This window comes from Streptococcus sp. 116-D4, from assembly GCF_009731465.1.
Classification (GTDB): Bacteria; Bacillota; Bacilli; order Lactobacillales; family Streptococcaceae; genus Streptococcus; species Streptococcus pseudopneumoniae_E.
Genome location: NZ_AP021887.1, coordinates 146,531 through 165,203, shown reverse-complemented (window position 1 = coordinate 165,203; position 18,673 = coordinate 146,531). Strand labels below are relative to the sequence as shown.

Below are 18,673 nucleotides of genomic sequence, written 5' to 3'. Positions count from 1 at the left end.
TAGTAATTTTCTCTTTATAATAGTTTCTGTTTTAACTCGACCAAGACATTCATAGCCTGCATAGGTGTCATGTTGTAAATGTCCAGTTTAGCTAATTCTGCTAGAATCGGATGGTCTGCAGGCGCGTCAAAGAGTGAAATCTGTTCTGTGACAGCACTTGTTTGCCTCATGGGAGCAGGACTTTCTGTCCCTTGATTCTCTAACTGAGTCAAAATCTTATCCGCTCTTGCTAGGAGATCTGCTGGCAAACCAGCAATCTTGGCAACATGGATACCGTAGGATTTATCAGCTGGACCTGGTTCAATTTTGTGAAGGAAGGTGACTTGCCCCTCCTGCTCTAAGGTTGCCACGTGGACATTGACCAAGTGTTGTAAACTAGACTCCAGACTAGTCAACTCATGGTAGTGAGTCGCAAAGAGGGTTTTGGCTCCGATATGTTCATGGATGTATTCGATGATGGACTGAGCAAGAGCCATCCCATCATAAGTTGCAGTTCCCCGTCCCAATTCATCAAAAAGAATCAAGGAATTTTTGGTCGCATGCGAAATGGCATTGTTGGCCTCCATCATCTCCACCATAAAGGTTGACTGACCTGAAACCAAGTCATCTGCTGCTCCGATACGGGTAAAGATGGCATCAAAAATCGGTAAATAGGCGCTTTCTGCCGGTACATAGGACCCCATCTGGGCCATAACCGCCGTCATAGCTAACTGACGCATGTAGGTTGACTTCCCACTCATGTTGGGCCCTGTAATCAGTTGAATACTAGTATCTGCAGCCATCTGAATTGTATTGGGAATATAGGTCTGAGCCCCCATGACCTTTTCAACGACAGCATGGCGCCCTTTCTGGATATCAATCCGCGAATCATCTCCAAACTCAGGTCGAATCAAATGCTGGGTTTCAGCCACAACCGCCAGACTCTGTAAGACATCAACTGTCGCAATTCCTTGGGCTAGAGCTTGTAAACGTTGGATGTACTTACTGACCTCTTCACGAATACGCATAAAGATTTCATACTCTAGGTTAGCTGACTTCTCACGCGCCTCCAGCATATCTCCCTCGATACGGGCCAATTCCTCAGTCCCAAAGCGTTCTGAGTTTTTCAGCGTTGCCTTGCGGAAAAAGTGAGCAGGCACATTTCCCAGTTGCGAATTGGTCACATGGAAATAATAGCCATCTTTTTTATTGTAGTCAATCTTAAGCGTGCTGATACCAGAGTTTTCTCGCTCCTTAGCCTCAATCTCAGCAATCCAGCTAGTCCCTTCTCTGAGAACGCGACGGTACTTGTCTAAAGTCTCATCAAATCCAGTTCGGATAATTCCCCCATCTGTAATCACATGAGGAGCTTCAGGAGCAATCGCTGCGCTAATCAAACTCTCCAACTCAGGGATTGCATCCAGTTGTGCGATGAGATAGGCTAGAGCAGGTTGCTCCATCCCTTCTAAAATCGCACGAATCCGTGGCACACTGGATAAGGTGGTCGCCAACTGCAAGAGATCCTTGGGATTGGTTTTGCCAAAAGAAACCCGACTAGCCAAGCGCTCAATGTCATAAACACCCTTGAGACTGTCTGTCAAATCACTGCGCTCAAAGAAATGGTCGAGAAAGACCTGCACCACTTCTTGACGTTGGATAATTCGTTCCTTATCAATCAAGGGGCGATGAATCCAAGACCGCAAGAGACGCATTCCCATAGCAGTTTTGGTTTCATCCAAAAGCCAGAAAAGACTGCCTTGCTTCTTGCCCGAACGAGCATTCTCAACCAAATCCAGACCAGCCTTGGTCGCATAATCCATCTGCAAGAAATCTTTGATTTCATAGCGGATAACAGGTTTGAGGTGGTTCAATTCCCTCATCTGGGTCCGATGGACATACTGGAGCAGTTTACTAGATGCCGCTTGCTCCACAGCTACCAATCGTGAATCCAGTAAATGAAGGTCCTCAAAGCTTTCTTTTTCATAGGAAAGCACAAGATTCATCTGACGACTAAGGATTTGTTCCTCTTCCTCAGACAAGTCATAGCCCAGCACCACTTCGCGCGCCTTGAGATTACGGATTTCCCCACAAACCAGCGTGAAATCCAAAAGACCTGTCACATAAAAGTCACCCGTCACCAGGTCCATATAAGCTAAGCCAAATTGACTGCCATCACGGTCTATAGCAACCAAGAAATTGTTCTGACTATCCGGCTTACTGCTATCGACCACTGTCCCTGGCGTAATGACCTGAACAACCTCTCGTTTCACAACCCCAACTGCTTGTTTAGGATCTTCCATCTGTTCAGCAATCGCTACCTTATAGCCCTGCTCAATCAAGACATCGATGTACTGTTGGGCAGAATGATAGGGGACACCCGCCATAGGAATCGGATTGTCCGCATTCTTGTTGCGACTCGTTAAGGAAATTTCCAGAATCTGCGCAGCATTGACCGCATCCTCGTAAAATAATTCATAAAAATCACCCATCCGAAAGAGCAAAAAAGCATCTGGATATTGCTTTTTAATATCCACATACTGTTGCATGCCGGGTGATAGCTTTTCTGTCGCCATTTTCCGTCTCTCCTTGTCAAAAATAAGTCTTGAGAGCAACTCTCAAGACCTTACTTATCTTTCATCAAATCTAGCAAACGATCTTCCATGAGTTTGGCAACGTGCTGGTCTCGACAAATGACCAATAAGGTATTGGCACCAGCAACTGTTCCTAAAATCCATTCATCCTTGTTTGCATCTACAATATTTGCCAAAACAGAGGCTTCTCCCAATTTGGTATGAAGTACCAAGGTAAACTCTGCTCTTGCAACACCTTCTAAATGATGAGACAAAAATTCCACCAAATCAATCTTTTCTGTCTCATTTGCTAGTACATAATACACCATATCATTTTTCTTGACCTTGGTCAAGCCGATTTCGCGTAAATCACGAGACAAGGTTGTCTGCGTCACAAAGACATTGTGCGCCTCCAACCGATCTTGAATTTCTTTTTGTGTACTTAATTTCTCCTCAGTAATCATTTTTTTTATTAACTGATGACGATCTCTTTTTCTCATAAAATCCTCTTATATGCATATTTATAACTAAATTTATAACCATATTATACCAAAAAAACAGGAGATTTCAAAAATTTTTTCTTCTTTCTTTAAAATTGTGATAAATCTTTAAAATTGTGATAAAATAGTAGAAAAGTCCAAAAAGGAGCTCTTAATGAATACAAAAGAATTGATTGCTAGCGAATTGGCTAGCATCATTGATAGTCTGGACCAAGAGGCTATTTTAAATTTACTGGAAACCCCTAAAAACTCAGAAATGGGAGACATTGCTTTCCCTGCTTTTTCTCTTGCAAAAGTCGAACGTAAGGCACCTCAAATGATTGCTGCTGAACTGGCTGCAAAAATTAACAGCCAAGCCTTTGAAAAGGTTGTCGCAACAGGACCTTACGTTAACTTTTTCCTTGATAAATCTGCCATTTCTGCTCAAGTATTGCAAGCTGTTATCACTAAAAAAGAACACTATGCTGACCAACATATTGGTAAACAAGAAAATGTTGTGATCGATATGTCCAGTCCCAATATCGCTAAACCATTTTCTATTGGTCACCTGCGCTCAACTGTTATCGGAGATAGTTTATCACATATTTTCCAAAAAATTGGTTATCAAACAGTCAAAGTCAACCATTTGGGAGACTGGGGTAAACAGTTTGGAATGTTGATTGTTGCCTACAAAAAATGGGGCGACGAAGAAGCTGTAAAAGCTCATCCAATCGATGAACTCCTTAAACTCTATGTCCGCATCAATGCGGAAGCTGAGAATGACCCTAGCTTGGATGAAGAAGCACGCGAATGGTTCCGTAAACTTGAAAATGGCGACGAGGAAGCTCTCGCTCTTTGGCAATGGTTCCGTGATGAAAGTTTGGTAGAATTTAACCGCCTTTACAATGAATTGAAGGTTGAATTTGACAGCTACAACGGAGAAGCCTTCTACAACGATAAGATGGATGCAGTTGTAGACATTCTTTCTGAAAAAGGCCTTCTTGTTGAATCAGAAGGTGCCCAGGTTGTAAATCTTGAGAAATATGGAATTGAACATCCAGCTCTTATCAAGAAATCGGACGGTGCAACTCTCTATATCACACGTGACTTGGCCGCTGCCCTTTACCGTAAAAATGAATACCAATTTGCTAAATCTATCTACGTCGTTGGTCAAGAGCAATCTGCCCACTTTAAACAGCTCAAAGCTGTCTTGAAAGAAATGGGCTACGACTGGAGTGATGACATTACCCACGTTTCTTTTGGTTTGGTGACAAAAGAAGGAAAAAAACTCTCTACGCGTAAAGGGAATGTCATCTTGCTAGAGCCTACTGTTGCAGAGGCTGTTAGCCGTGCCAAGGCCCAAATCGAGGCTAAAAATCCTGAACTTGAAAACAAAGACCAGGTAGCGCATGCTGTTGGGGTTGGAGCCATTAAATTCTATGACCTCAAAACCGACCGTACAAATGGATACGACTTCGACCTAGAGGCTATGGTATCCTTCGAGGGTGAAACTGGACCTTACGTTCAATATGCCTACGCTCGTATCCAATCTATCTTGCGCAAAGCAGACTTCAAACCAGAAACAGCTAGCAACTACAGCTTGAATGATGCTGAAAGCTGGGAAATCATCAAACTCATCCAAGACTTCCCACGTATTATCAACCGTGCGGCGGACAACTTTGAACCTTCTATTATTGCTAAATTTGCAATTAGCCTGGCTCAAGCCTTTAACAAATACTATGCACATACGCGTATCTTGGATGAAAGCCCAGAACGCGACAGCCGTCTAGCCCTTAGCTATGCAACCGCAGTCGTTCTCAAAGAAGCCCTTCGCTTGCTTGGAGTAGAAGCGCCAGAGAAGATGTAAATCGTTACAAGAGACTGGAACTAAAGTTCCTAGTCTCTTGACGGCAATCGCTATATGGCGAATTGCCTAAACGCTTCACTAATTCACCTAACCAAATAATATCGATTTGGTTAGGCTCATGTCGTAATCTTTTAATCACTTTATTGTAAAGTAGTCTAAATAACTAACTCCAAATCCTATTAGAGATTTGGCTAGGCGCTTCACTAGTCTTTCGATAGAAATATTATCGATTTCTACCGAAAGACGTCGTAATCTTAAAGTTACTGGAACTAAAGTTTTTAATTGTTAGACGCTAGCCGCTTATATGCGGACTAGCTAACTGCTTTACGTCGTAATTAGAGATACTTGTCTAAACGCCTCACTAAATTGGTCAACCAAATCTATTAATTGGCTTAGTGGCTGGTGGTAATCTTCAAGTCACTAGGATGCAAGGCAATCTAAGTAACGAATGTCAAACCCTATCAGGAATTTGGTTAGGCGCTTCACTAATTCAATCTATTCACTACTACTTCTTTATCATACAGGGAGATTTCCTATGAGCCAATATGCTTATATCCTCGTTGTGATTAGCTTGGTGTTTCTTTTTCTGCTCAATAAGTACGAGAAAGAACGACTTCAAAGACTATACCAAGAACAACTTTTAAAGGATGAAACATTTAGGGCTGACATCAAAGAGAAAATTCAAACGACTGAAAATATCAATGATGTCATTGCTTACATCAATAAAACTTATCATCTAGGAATGTTGCTATCAAAAGACATTACAGATCAATTGAAATAAACCGAGCTATTCTTTAAGGAATATCAAAACCGAGCCTAAGACTTTAATACTTAGGCTCGGTTTTTAGTATGTTCAATTGAAACAAGTGTTGAAAACTTGTTGTAGCAATTCTAATATAAGGATGGATAGACTTTCAAAAATATCATTTACAAATATTTTTAAAGAAATCAAACTTCCTATACTTACTATTCTTATAGACTGTTAAATCAACATCCTCTACAACTTCTTTCACATCTATATTGACATCATAGGGCAAAGAAAGAAAATCTAAATTATAAAATTCTGTACTCATCCCTTTTAAAATAAGAAGGTCTAACAAGTATCCCTCCACTCTGATTTCAACTTGAATTGTCTTGGACATGAAATTTTTTAGAATCATAAAGTCCTTTACTTGTTTTCTCTTAGAACCGACATACTCAAATCTTTTTCGTTCAAAAATAATTTTCTCCAAATGTTACACCATTTCAATAATATAATTTTCTAAATAACTGCAGAAGCAATTCTTCTTTTTAATGCAGGCTTCATTAAAATTTCCCTTGTTTAATTCTCCCAAAACATTTTGAAATAGTGCAAATAAAAGCTCCTAGTAAAAATTCCTGTAGGAAAAATCCAAAATAAGTTCCTAACTGTAAATTTCTATTGAATGTAAATACGGAAGTTTCAGATTGAATCGTATTTTGTTCTATAAGCGTCATAGGAGTAACTCTGAAAATTCCAAACATCATTAAAGCATAGATTATTCCAAAAATAATTAATAACACCCAGCTGTGCTTACTTCTAGAAGAAATACTTCCCGATAACAAAGCTAATAATATTGATGGTATAATTTGTACAAACAGCATAAATTGAAAAAGATTAAAATTATCTAGTGTAAAAAAACATATTGTAAATTCCACAATTAGCAATAGAGAAAATACTCTATCTATTTTTGTAAATTTCATTCTACCTCCTTTAAATTCACATCCATCATTACCTTAGACCTTCAATAACATTTTTATTTGCTGCAACCATTGCAGGCATAATACTAAATACAATTCCAAATACACCCGTTGTGAATAGAGTAATCAAAATATGATCCAGAGTTAATGTCGTAACAAAACCACTCATGTTCATTAAAACAACAAATAATATCGCTACTCCAATACCAGTTATAGCTCCCAGAAGCGATAAAAGAATCCCCTCCATCATATACGATTGATAAATATCAGATTTTTTAGCCCCTAAAGCTCGACGAATGGCTATCTCCTTGCTACGTTCGCTAACAGAAGACAACATAGCATTCATAACCCCAAAACCAGCTACAAAAATTGAAATACTAGATAAAAGTGCAATGAAATTTAATATTGTAGTAGCTTGGGCCTTTGTTTCCTCATATACCCTTCTATTATCTATATATCCATAAGTTCCTTCCTTGCGGAATATTCCATAAGTATCTAAAGCAGATAAAGCCTTATTAATATTCTCCAACTGATTAGTTTCTACTACTAATTCATCAAAATATTCCCTTCCTCCTAAAAGTAACTCTTTGATTTCATTGGTAACCAATAAAGAAGGTAATCTTTCATTAACAGCTGATCCATAATATATTGCCTGAATTAGATATTCTTTTCCAGATATATTGATAGTCTCTCCTAAAAAAGTTTCAATATTTTTCTTTCTAGTCAATAACATGAGAGCCTTATCGCTAATAGCGACACCTCCATCTAGTTCCTCTAATGTTCTTCCTTTTAATAAAGCAGGCACAACTAAACCATTCTTATTCAAATCGCCTAATGTTCGAAAACTAAGATTCTGCTTAGAATCATTAAAATACGTTTCAGCATACAAAGCATAAGAGCTGGAAGAAAGTCTTGCATGTTTTCCAATAGTTTGCTCAACCAATTGTTTATCTTCCTGTGTAAACCCTCTAATATCCAATATATTCTGAGGCGTATAAGTCATTGTTGCTGTGTCTTCTTCTATCTTTAAATCATTACCTAATGTAGAAGTTGTATAGGAAGAACTTGATAGTATTACTAATAAAACAAATGTTGCCACTGTGATGGCTAAGGATGTCAGAATACTTTGTCTTTTATTCCTCTTTAACAGCTTTAGAGTATCTATTAACAGCTTTTTAAACTTCATGTCATCCTTCTCCTTCAGATGTTAGATACCCATTTTTCATTCGATACCTTGTTCTACAATAACTGGCAACAAACTCATCGTGAGTTACTACAATAATTGTCGTTCCATAATGATTCAAATTTTGTAGAATTTGCAATATCTCATTCCTATTTTTCTCATCTAATGCACCTGTAGGTTCATCCGCTATAAGAAATCTAGGTTTATGAGCAAGAGCTCTAATTAAAGCAACTCGTTGCTTCTGTCCGCCTGATAAATGACTTGGGTACTCATTCATCTTATCTATAAGTCCTAAGTCTTGTAATAAACTATCAATGTATTCTATATCTGGCTGTTGGTCAGAATATAGGAAAGATAATAAAATATTTTCTTTAACAGTATACTCATCAATAAGATGAAATTGTTGAAAAACAAATCCAATATCACAATTACGGTAACTTGCTTGTTGATTTTCATTTAACTTCTCAATACTTTTTCCGTCTAATATATATTCTCCTTCAAATTCAGAATCAATCAGTCCCAAAATATTGATAAATGTCGATTTGCCCGAACCTGATGGTCCCATTATCGATACAAATTCTCCTTCAACTACCTTAAAATTTATTTCTCTTAAGACATTATTTTTTAGCGTCCCTTGTCCGTAACTTTTACTAATATTTTTTAGTTCTAACATAGATCTTCCCGTTCTATCTTTATTATTTATAAATCCAAAAAATGGCAACAACTAGCACTAACATATATTCTCTCCTTATTTTTTCTACAGGATTATTATACTTCTATGTTGCTCATTCTCCAAGGTCATAAATGTCACTAATTTCAACAACTTATCTACTAATAAGTACTCAATTAGTATAAAAAGGAACTCGATACGAACTCAATCTAAGGGAAAAACATAATAACTCTTTAAATGATAAAACGCATAATATCAAGTTTTTAAACACCTGATATCATGCGTTTTTATGATTTCGAAAACTTTCTCTCGGTCTTTTTAACTAGTGACATTTTTGTCACTTTTTTATTTTCTAATGTTTATTTTTAAAAAAATCCTGGAGGTCATATTGCCATTGTTTTTCTAGCTGTTCTATCAAATGATTATTATCAATCATTCTAGCAAATATTTTTGCTTCTTGAAAATAATTTTCAGCTACTGGATAATCTTTTTTTACAAATAATGCATAGCGCCACTCCCATAGTCGAATAATTGGTTTTTTCTGATAGTCGTATGATTTTGAGGTAATTTCATTTAATTTGTAAAGAATATCTTCAAATTGACTGTAATTAGTAATTTTTTCAAATATTCCTAACAACAAAAGTAATGAATCTCTGATTAGAAATGAATATTCAATATCAAACATCTCAACTTGTTGTAAAATTTTATCAGCTATTACTAGGAAGGTATTCACTTCAATCTCATCTATTATCGTATCTTGGTGTACTAATCTTACCAAAAATAGCTTTATGATTAAAATATCGTTAACTTCATATTTTGATTTCAACAAAATGTGATCGAAATACTCTTGTAAAATCATTCCTAAATTGCTATCATCATTCCACCAACCAAAATCATCATATGCTTGTAAAACATCTATGATAAATCTTTCTTCCTCAGGAAGTCTATCATAATATTCTTCAAAAATCTTATCAAAAACACTCTCTTTCTTTTGGGCGATAGTTTCATCTTCGTATGTAGGAGTCCTCATCAAGAAATACTTCAATTCTAGATATTCCTTATCCAACTCTATATAACTTGGCATCAACTTGTAATCTTCAACCCCCAAACGTTCAGCGATATATTTTAACTTTGTTAGTGTTGGTCTGGATTCTCCATTTTCAATTCTAATTAATTGACGAATACTTAATTCAGACTCATCACCACAAAATTCTGAACGACTGATTTTTTTAGCCAAACGTAATCTTTTAATTTTTTCGCCAAACTCTCGCAACCTACAAGAACCTCCTGAGTTGTTTACCTCTATTATAGCATATACTGAATCAAACTATCTGTCAGAACTAAAGCCTAAGACTTTAATACTTAGGCTCGGTTTTTGTATATTTTTCAAGTAACAAAGCAACCACTCCCCAGCAATGCAAGTGCAAAATCCCCTAGAATGTGATAAAATAAGAAGAGAACTCTATCAAGGAGGAAAACATGGAAAAACAAACCGTCGCCGTCTTGGGGCCTGGTTCTTGGGGAACTGCCCTTTCACAAGTCTTAAATGACAATGGACACGAGGTACGTATTTGGGGAAATCTTCCCGAGCAAATCAATGAAATTAATACCAATCATACTAACAAACACTACTTTAAAGATGTCGTTCTAGATGAAAATATCATTGCCTACACCGACTTAGCAAAGACATTAAAAGATGTAGATGCGATTTTGTTTGTTGTCCCAACAAAAGTGACACGACTTGTTGCCCAACAAGTTGCAAAAACCTTAGACCATAAGACTATCATCATGCACGCATCAAAGGGATTAGAGCCTGATAGCCATAAACGATTATCAACCATCCTTGAAGAAGAAATTCCTGAACATCTCCGCAGTGATATTGTCGTTGTTTCAGGACCTAGTCATGCGGAAGAAACCATTGTTCGTGACCTGACTTTAATCACTGCTGCTTCTAAGAATTTACAAACAGCTCAATACGTTCAGGAGCTCTTTAGTAATCACTACTTCCGACTTTATACCAATACGGATGTTATCGGGGTTGAAACTGCTGGTGCTCTCAAAAATATTATTGCTGTCGGTGCTGGAGCTTTACATGGTTTGGGATTTGGTGACAATGCTAAGGCAGCCATCATCGCTCGAGGTTTGGCAGAAATTACCCGCTTAGGAGTAGCACTTGGGGCCAGTCCATTGACCTATAGTGGCTTATCCGGTGTAGGAGACTTGATCGTAACGGGAACTTCCATCCACTCTCGTAACTGGAGAGCTGGAGATGCTCTTGGTCGTGGAGAATCTCTAGCCGATATCGAAGCCAATATGGGCATGGTAATCGAAGGAATTTCAACGACTCGAGCAGCCTATGAACTAGCCCAAGAACTTGGAGTCTATATGCCCATTACACAGGCCATTTACCAAGTTATTTACCACGGAACCAATATCAAAGATGCCATTTATGACATCATGAACAATGAATTTAAAGCAGAAAATGAGTGGTCTTAACCCTCTAGAGAAAGGATTCTTATGACATCAAAAGTTAGAAAGGCAGTCATCCCTGCTGCTGGACTTGGAACTCGATTTCTACCAGCAACCAAGGCCCTTGCCAAAGAAATGTTGCCAATTGTAGACAAACCAACTATCCAATTTATCGTAGAGGAAGCTCTCAAATCAGGTATTGAAGATATTCTGGTTGTCACTGGTAAATCAAAACGTTCTATTGAAGACCACTTTGACTCAAACTTTGAGCTTGAGTACAATCTCAAAGAAAAAGGCAAAACGGATTTGTTAAAATTGGTAGATGAGGCAACTGGTATGCGCCTTCACTTTATCCGACAAAGTCATCCTCGTGGTCTTGGAGATGCTGTCTTACAAGCCAAAGCTTTTGTAGGAAATGAGCCCTTCGTTGTCATGCTTGGTGACGACCTAATGGATATCACAGATGAACGTGCTATTCCTTTGACAAAACAATTGATGAACGATTACGAGACGACTCATGCATCAACAATCGCTGTTATGCCTGTCCCTCATGAAGAAGTTTCAGCATATGGAGTTATAGCGCCTCAAGGAGAAGGCATCAATGGTCTCTATAGTGTCGAAACTTTCGTTGAAAAACCAGCTCCAGAAGAGGCTCCAAGTGATTTGGCAATCATCGGACGCTATCTTCTCACACCAGAAATTTTTGATATTCTCGAAAAGCAAGCTCCTGGCGCTGGAAATGAGATCCAACTTACCGACGCGATTGATACGCTCAATAAAACACAACGTGTTTTCGCTCGTGAATTTATAGGAGCTCGTTACGACGTTGGGGATAAGTTTGGCTTTATGAAAACATCTATTGACTACGCCCTCAAGCACCCACAAGTCAAAGATGACTTGAAAGATTACCTCATCCAACTGGGAAAAGAATTGGCTGAGAAAGAATAACATAAAAAGATAAGGTTCAAAAATTACCTTATCTTTTTTCATTACATAAATTTTCATCCCATTCCCCTGTAGAAAAGCAAGACTGCGAGTCCTACAAACAATACTAATGCTACCAGTCTCTGACTAGCGCTATACATCCGTCTTTCTCCTCGAACTGGAAAGATAATTGCTAGAAATGCGCCACCAACTGCACCACCGATATGGCCTGCTAGGCTGATTCCTGGAATCAGAACACTTCCAATAATGTTAACCACAAAAAGTGTCAGATAAGATTGCCCTAGCTGTTGGATATAAGGATTACGCGTTGCATAGCGAAGAACAATAATTGCAGCAAATAGTCCATAGAGAGAAGTAGAAGCGCCTGCTGCTAAGGATTTTGGACTAAATACAAAAACAAAGAGATTGCCCATCATTCCAGATAAGAGATAGAGAAAGAAAAACTTCTTGGATCCGAAAATTTCCTCTACTTGCCTACCAAGATAGTAGAGCGAAAGCATATTAACAATGAAATGTTCCCACCCAATATGAACAAAAATGGCAGAAAATAGACGCCAAACCTGCTCAGGAAAGAGGCGAATAGCTGGCCCATACATGGCTCCAAATCGAAATAAGGTATCCGCCCTGTCAAAGTTTCCACCTGCAGTCACCAACATTAGTAGAAACACCAAGGCCGTCACTAAGAGGAAGAAACTCGTCACAGGGTAACGTCTATCAAAGATTTCCTTCATCAATTAATACCTCCTGAACAGGAATATCATGCTTTTCAGGGATAAAGTTCTGAATTTGACAAGGATATACCGTACTCAAAGTATGACCAGAAAAATGTTCTAGATAGCGGTCATAATAACCTCCACCATATCCAATCCGATATCCTTCCGTCGTAAAAATCAGCCCCGGAACATGAATCAAATCAATCTGAGAGGCATCCACTACTTCCAAATCTCCCTGTGGCTCCAGTAATCCAAAGGAAGTTTTTACCAACTGTTGCGGATAATAGACCACAAAGTCCATGCGCCCCTTGGGATAAGTTTTAGGTATCAAAACCTTCTTGCCGTCATTCAGCGCCTGCTCAATCAGTTCTTGCGTTTGAAACTCATGAGAAAATGAGAGGTAGGTTGCGATGATCTTAGCTTCTTGGTAAAAGGGGTCTTGTAAAAGTCGCTCGGTTAAAACTCGGTCTATAAACTGTTTTTGATCTCGAGGTAAAGCCTTCATTTCTTGCAAGACTTGCTTACGTAATTCTGATTTCATAGACACCCCCTCTACTCTGTTGCTTTCTTTTTCAGGAAACTAGAGACCGCATCCACCCCAATAGCTAAGGCTTCTTCCTTAAGACTCATCTGAGGGTGATGAAGGGCGTAGGGACTATCAATACCTAGCCAAAACATAACGCCATCAACTTTTGAAAGAAGATAACCAAAGTCTTCACCTGTCATAGCAGGTTCGATATCAATCAGCTCAATTCCCTCTTTTTCTTCAAAGAAGTCCATCAGTTCACGCGCCAAGGCTGGATTGTTTTCAACAGGTAGGTAGCCACCTTGCTTGAGTTCCACTTCGACTTCCATATCAAAGGCTGCTGCAACTCCTTCTGCAACTGTTTTGACCCGCTTTTGCACCAAGAGACTCATGTCCTGTGTCAAGGCCCTAATGGTTCCATGCAAAAAGGCTGTGTCTGTGATGACATTGTTGGTGGTTCCAGCTTGGAAAAGGCCAAAGGTCACCACTGCTCCCTCGATTGGGTTAACGTTGCGGCTGACAACTGACTGTACTTGGGTCACAAAGTAGCTAGCCGCCACCAAGGCGTCATTAGCTTCATGTGGAAAAGCTGCGTGTCCCCCTTTGCCTTTGAATCGGATCTTCACCTCGCAAGTCCCTGCAAAGAGTGTATGAGTATTAGTCGCAATCTGACCAACCTTCAAATCTGGCCGAACATGGAGCCCATAAAATTGATCTGGCAACCAATCTCCAAAAGCGCCATCCTCGTACATGAGCATGCCACCAGCTTCATTTTCTTCAGCAGGTTGAAACAGAAAGAGCAGATTGTTCTTTGGTTGCTCCTCAAGGGCTCTCTCAAGACAGCCCAAAGCAATAGTCATGTGGAAATCATGGCCACAAGCATGCATACGACCTTGATGCTGAGAAGCGAAAGGCAAGCCTGTTTGTTCAACGATAGGCAGGCCATCAATGTCTGTTCGCCAACCAATGGTACGCTTCGGCTGACTTCCCTGCAAATAAACCAAAATCCCTGTCCGCCAAGCTCGGATTTGGACAAAATTCTTGCCTGCAGTCAATTTCTCAATCACATCTAGCAAATAAGCATGAGTCCTAAACTCCTCCAAGCCAATCTCTGGAATTTGGTGCAAATCTCGTCTAGTCTGAATCAAATCTAACATCTATCTATCCTCCTATATAGCAGAAAGAGGCTGGAAGAAGAGTTCCGCCTCTTTATTACTTTTACAATTACAAGGTACGAAGCGCATCCTCTAGCGCTGTTTTTTGTTGGGTTTGGGCATCAATCTCTTTGATGATACGAGCTGGAACACCTGCTACTACCACGTTTTCTGGGACATCTTGGGTTACAATAGCTCCTGCTGCGACAACTGAACCACTACCGATTTGGACCCCTTCGATAACCACAGCATTGGCACCGATGAGAACATTGTCTCCAACACGGACTGGTTCTGCACTAGCTGGCTCAATCACACCTGCAAGAACCGCACCTGCACCAACATGACTGTTTTTCCCCACGATAGCACGACCACCAAGGATAGCCCCCATGTCAATCATAGTTCCTGCCCCGATTTCAGCACCAATGTTAATGACTGCTCCCATCATGATAACGGCATTGGCACCAATTTCAACTTGGTCACGGATAATAGCACCTGGCTCGATACGAGCGTTGATATCACGTTTATCTAGCAAAGGAACGGCAGAATTACGAGCATCTTGCTCAACAACATAGTCTTGATTTTCTACCAAACCATCAAGAAGTGGAGCCACATCCTTCCAGTCTCCGAATAGGACATTTCCTAGTTTGACGACAGAGCTAGGTACAGCCGTTGCAAGTTGTCCTTCAAAGGTTACTTTAACCCTGGTTTTCTTTTCAGCATTGGCGATAAATTGGATAATTTCTTGAGCGTTCATTTTTGTAGCAGTCATAGGCGCCTCCTGGTTCATTATAATGATACCTATTCTACCAAAAAAGGCCTCAAATTTGAAGCCTTTTTGTTTGTTTTTAGGTATGATTTTTAGGGATCTGAGATAAAACGTGCTGTCGGTAAAAGCAAGCTCCTACCGATGCAACCTAAAAACACTCTTCACAACTATCTCCCCGTGTTTTATTGACTATCCTAGTATAGCATACTTTTAGAATTAAGAAAAGACTTTTTATCTACTTTCTTTCGCTTCTTCTATCGAAAGGAAAATCATCGGTAAAATAATCAAGGCCATAGCTAGAAGGAGGGACCAATCCACTACCAAGCCTAAAAATAAAACACTCAATAGAGCAGACGACAAAGGTTCACTGGCACTGATAACGGAAACCACCAAAGGAGAAACCAAGGACACCGCCTTCATGGAAATAAATAAAGCAAAAGCCGTCCCAAAGAAAGCGATAATGAGGCAAATCAAGATACTCCAAATATCAAGAGTAAAGGAAAGCTGATACACTGGCGTGAGGACATTACTAAATAAACCTGCCAAAATCATCCCCCACCCAATCGTCGGTACAAAACCGTATCTTTTAGCGAAAGACCGAGGTAAAATCACATTAAACATAACACCCATGGCACTCAGCAAACCTGTTATAAGGGCTAGCGGTGTCATGGATAACTGAGAGAGATCTCCCTTTGTCGCCATCAAGCAAACACCCAGCATGGCAATCAAAACATAGAAAATGGCTCTTTTTGACGCTCGTTTTTGATAAACTAAGCGATTGTAAAAGAGGATAAAGACAGGGCTGATAAACTGTAAAATAGTTGCTGTTGCAGCATTTGAGTATTCTACACAGAGATAGAAAAAATACTGAACTGAAAAAATCCCCAAAATAGCATAGGCTAAAAAGGGCAGGTAATTTTTCTTATCTCGCCAAATATCTAGAACTTGCGATTTTAATTGTATGGATGACCAAACAAGCACAAGGCTCCCTGCCAGTGTCAAACGCATAGAGGTAATCCAGCCCGAAGACACCTGGTAATGAGTAAAGAAATATTCTCCTAAAATTCCACAGATGCCCCATATTAAGCCGGATAGGAGCGAATAAATAATTCCGTTAACAATCTTTTTCTGATACTGATTCATACCTTTATTGTAACACGAAAGGAAAAAAGAAAAAAGTGGCAATCAATACCACTTTCCTATCATCTACTATTTGATTGTGTAGATGAGAAACTACCAATAATACTGGACCAAGCGTTTTGGTAATCTGCTTCACTTCCTCCAATAGCAAAGTGATAGCTGGTCGTAGGTGCTCCCGCCTTATTAGCCCAATAGCTCGTTACAGTAGAACCTGAAAGATCAACTGTTTTTCCATTAACGGATACTTTGCCTGGCTTCTGCCCTGTAGATCTGAGGACCTGAGATTGGGTCACACTAGAATCAAGATTAAAGCGTTCATTGCCCCAAACACCAGGCTCAGCCTGTTGGATAGCATTTACTAAGTAAGCCATATATTTGGCATTTCGATAATGCCCGGCCCCCTTAGCCATTGGGTGGTTGTCATCATGACCTAGCCAACCACCTAGAGTCAATCTTGGCGTTGACAGCATGAGCCACATATTTTCATCTTCATTGGTTGTACCAGTCTTACCAATCCAGTCTGCACGCGCTAAACTTGAATTGATAGAAGCCAAATCCGTTTGGAAACTTGAAGTGATTCGAGATGAAATTACCTCACGAAGCAAACTCTGCATAATTGTTGCTGTTGCCTTCGAGTACACTTGAACAGGTTTGTCTTGGAATTCGTAGATTACTGTACCGTCAGATGATTCAATCTTAGAAATCACATGTTTTTGATGGTAGACACCGTTATTGGCAATTGTTTGATAACCATTGGTATGCTGGGCAACTGTGACTTCAATCCCACCACCCATAGGCAAACTTTCGATACCGTACTCTGGAATCTCGTAACCCATTTTCTCCATGTAACCCTTGACATCCACACCCTTCTCACGCAGCATGCGATAGGTCCAATAGGCCGGGATATTCCACGAATAGTTCAGGGCTTCACCCAGGGTCATCATGCCTGTACCTGGACTGTTCACATACATGATAGGATTTCCATTAGAGAATTTTGTCGGATAATTGGACAAGATACTAGCGCTTCCCATCAAACCTTGGTCAATGGCAATACCGTAGGCCAACAAAGGCTTGGTTGTAGAGGCTGGCGAGCGCTTAGTGTCAAAGGCGTGATTGTTTTGGTTAGTCTGGTAATTACGACCACCAACAAAGCCTAGAACAGCTCCCGTTTTATTGTCCATCAAAACGTTCCCTACTTCAGGCTGCCCAGTCGAATCATCTACCAAACGACCGTAGTTAGCAACTGCATGTTGCATGGCGTTATGGATTTTTTTATTGATCGTTGTCGTGATTTTGTAGCCGCCATTACTTAGTTCCTGCTCAGCTCGCTCACGATAAGCCTTTTGAATCGACTCGTTTTTCAACTCTTGGCTAGAAACATTGTCCTGTTGAACTAAATAATCATACATACGCTCTGTCGCTTCAGCCATAGCTGTAAAGTAGAGATAATCCCTCGAAACAACATTGACAGTACCTGATGGCAAGAAGTCTTGTTTGAGATTATAATCCTTGTACTGGTCGTATTCTTCCTGAGTCAGAGCACCCGTACGGTACATGTTGTAGAGAACATCCTTGGCCCGCTTCAAACCAAACTCTAAGTCTTCATCACTCTTTAACTCTCCAGTATTTTCATAAGGGGAATAAGTAATCGGACTCTGTGGCAAACCTGCTAGGAAGGCCGCTTGGGGAATACTCAGCTTGTTGGCATCGATACCGAAAATTCCTTCAGCAGCTTGCTGGGCACCTGCAATATTCTGGCCTTTATGATTTCGACCAAAGGGAGCAACATTGAGATAAGTAGTCAAGATTTCATCCTTGCTCATGTTGCGTTCCAAGGCAAGGGCATCGACAATTTCTGTAGCCTTACGAGCCAAAGTAGGAGCATCTCCAACCACTTGTTGCTTAATTAACTGTTGAGTCAAGGTCGAGCCCCCGCTAGATGAGCCCAAACCTGCAAAGGTTCCCAAAGTCGCCCGAATCACAGCTTTGGGCACAACCCCATTATGTTCAAGAAAATGTTCATCCTCAGTTGCAATGATAGCCTTTTTGAGATTGTCCGATATTTCCTCAGATGAGACAGAAGTTCGCAGTAGGTCACTTTCGATAGAAGCAATGACACTTCCATCTGCATAAACAATTTCTGAGATGGAAGAAATATTTTTAACCTGCTTGACCAAACTATCCGCTTGGGGAACCTTAGCCTTGTCAAACAAAGCAACCCCATAACCAAGAGCTACACCAGCACCAAAAAGCCCACCGATAAAGCCTAGAATAAAGAGGGTATTCAAAATTCCCTTAATAGCGACTAAAACGCTCCCTAGGATAGACAGAATTCTCCCTCTTGTCCAATCCGATGGCTTCTCTTCTGAGACTTTCTCTGATTTTTTATGATTTATTTTTGATTTTACTAGCTGGAAAAATTCCAGCATTTTTTGTTTTAAGTCTTTTAATTGATTTTGCATGGATTTCCTCATTTTTTCTATTATACCATAA

Annotated in this window: 17 protein-coding genes; 4 read left to right on the top strand and 13 right to left on the bottom strand. The window is 39.8% G+C overall.

Annotated features, from left to right (window positions below; translation table 11 throughout):
- Positions 1 to 14: 14 nt before the first annotated feature.
- Positions 15 to 2,552: a DNA mismatch repair protein MutS gene (gene mutS / locus UKS_RS00795; RefSeq protein WP_156011403.1), complete on the bottom strand. Its 2,538-nt coding sequence runs from the start codon at positions 2,550 to 2,552 to the stop codon at positions 15 to 17.
- Between the two features lie 50 nt (positions 2,553 to 2,602).
- On the bottom strand, positions 2,603 to 3,049 hold the full coding sequence (gene argR / locus UKS_RS00790; protein ID WP_001231476.1) for an arginine repressor: 447 nt from the start codon (positions 3,047 to 3,049) through the stop codon (positions 2,603 to 2,605).
- A gap of 154 nt (positions 3,050 to 3,203) precedes the next feature.
- On the opposite strand from argR, the gene argS reads away from it, so the two are divergent.
- Complete coding sequence (gene argS / locus UKS_RS00785) at positions 3,204 to 4,895, top strand: arginine--tRNA ligase (RefSeq protein ID WP_156011402.1); 1,692 nt, start codon at positions 3,204 to 3,206, stop codon at positions 4,893 to 4,895.
- 535 nt (positions 4,896 to 5,430) lie between these two features.
- Positions 5,431 to 5,676: a hypothetical protein gene (locus tag UKS_RS00780; RefSeq protein WP_000084861.1), complete on the top strand. Its 246-nt coding sequence runs from the start codon at positions 5,431 to 5,433 to the stop codon at positions 5,674 to 5,676.
- Between the two features lie 142 nt (positions 5,677 to 5,818).
- Here UKS_RS00780 and UKS_RS00775 read toward each other — a convergent pair whose 3' ends face one another.
- The 5 genes from UKS_RS00775 to UKS_RS00755 all read right to left on the bottom strand — a co-directional run bounded on the left by UKS_RS00775 (position 5,819) and on the right by UKS_RS00755 (position 9,740).
- Positions 5,819 to 6,127 (bottom strand): hypothetical protein, encoded by a 309-nt coding sequence (locus tag UKS_RS00775; RefSeq protein ID WP_156011401.1) that lies wholly within the window; start codon positions 6,125 to 6,127, stop codon positions 5,819 to 5,821.
- 73 nt (positions 6,128 to 6,200) lie between these two features.
- Positions 6,201 to 6,617 (bottom strand): hypothetical protein, encoded by a 417-nt coding sequence (locus UKS_RS09785; protein ID WP_224782229.1) that lies wholly within the window; start codon positions 6,615 to 6,617, stop codon positions 6,201 to 6,203.
- Between the two features lie 28 nt (positions 6,618 to 6,645).
- Positions 6,646 to 7,800: an ABC transporter permease gene (locus tag UKS_RS00765; protein WP_156011400.1), complete on the bottom strand. Its 1,155-nt coding sequence runs from the start codon at positions 7,798 to 7,800 to the stop codon at positions 6,646 to 6,648.
- Position 7,801: 1 nt separating this feature from the next.
- Entirely contained in the window at positions 7,802 to 8,470 is a 669-nt protein-coding gene (locus tag UKS_RS00760) for an ABC transporter ATP-binding protein (RefSeq protein WP_156011399.1), read from the bottom strand.
- Between the two features lie 349 nt (positions 8,471 to 8,819).
- Entirely contained in the window at positions 8,820 to 9,740 is a 921-nt protein-coding gene (locus tag UKS_RS00755; RefSeq protein ID WP_156011398.1) for a helix-turn-helix domain-containing protein, read from the bottom strand.
- Between the two features lie 206 nt (positions 9,741 to 9,946).
- On the opposite strand from UKS_RS00755, the gene UKS_RS00750 reads away from it, so the two are divergent.
- Complete coding sequence (locus tag UKS_RS00750) at positions 9,947 to 10,963, top strand: NAD(P)H-dependent glycerol-3-phosphate dehydrogenase (RefSeq protein ID WP_156011397.1); 1,017 nt, start codon at positions 9,947 to 9,949, stop codon at positions 10,961 to 10,963.
- Between the two features lie 21 nt (positions 10,964 to 10,984).
- Entirely contained in the window at positions 10,985 to 11,884 is a 900-nt protein-coding gene (gene galU, locus UKS_RS00745) for a UTP--glucose-1-phosphate uridylyltransferase GalU (RefSeq protein ID WP_156011396.1), read from the top strand.
- Between the two features lie 53 nt (positions 11,885 to 11,937).
- Here the strand turns inward: galU and UKS_RS00740 are convergent, their stop codons facing one another.
- The 6 genes from UKS_RS00740 to pbp1b form a co-directional block, all read right to left on the bottom strand.
- Positions 11,938 to 12,612 (bottom strand): rhomboid family intramembrane serine protease, encoded by a 675-nt coding sequence (locus tag UKS_RS00740; RefSeq protein WP_156011395.1) that lies wholly within the window; start codon positions 12,610 to 12,612, stop codon positions 11,938 to 11,940.
- A complete protein-coding gene (locus UKS_RS00735) occupies positions 12,596 to 13,135 on the bottom strand; it encodes a 5-formyltetrahydrofolate cyclo-ligase (protein ID WP_156011394.1) in 540 nt (179 codons plus the stop codon). The genes UKS_RS00740 and UKS_RS00735 overlap by 17 nt, the downstream gene beginning before the upstream one ends.
- A gap of 11 nt (positions 13,136 to 13,146) precedes the next feature.
- Positions 13,147 to 14,277, bottom strand: a complete 1,131-nt coding sequence (locus UKS_RS00730; protein ID WP_156011393.1) for an N-acetyldiaminopimelate deacetylase — start codon at positions 14,275 to 14,277, stop codon at positions 13,147 to 13,149.
- Between the two features lie 67 nt (positions 14,278 to 14,344).
- Entirely contained in the window at positions 14,345 to 15,043 is a 699-nt protein-coding gene (gene dapD, locus UKS_RS00725) for a 2,3,4,5-tetrahydropyridine-2,6-dicarboxylate N-acetyltransferase (RefSeq protein WP_156011392.1), read from the bottom strand.
- A gap of 228 nt (positions 15,044 to 15,271) precedes the next feature.
- Positions 15,272 to 16,183 (bottom strand): DMT family transporter, encoded by a 912-nt coding sequence (locus UKS_RS00720; protein WP_156011391.1) that lies wholly within the window; start codon positions 16,181 to 16,183, stop codon positions 15,272 to 15,274.
- A 59-nt stretch (positions 16,184 to 16,242) separates the two neighbouring features.
- Positions 16,243 to 18,642 (bottom strand): penicillin-binding protein PBP1B, encoded by a 2,400-nt coding sequence (gene pbp1b / locus UKS_RS00715; protein WP_156011390.1) that lies wholly within the window; start codon positions 18,640 to 18,642, stop codon positions 16,243 to 16,245.
- Between the last annotated feature and the right edge of the window lie 31 nt (positions 18,643 to 18,673).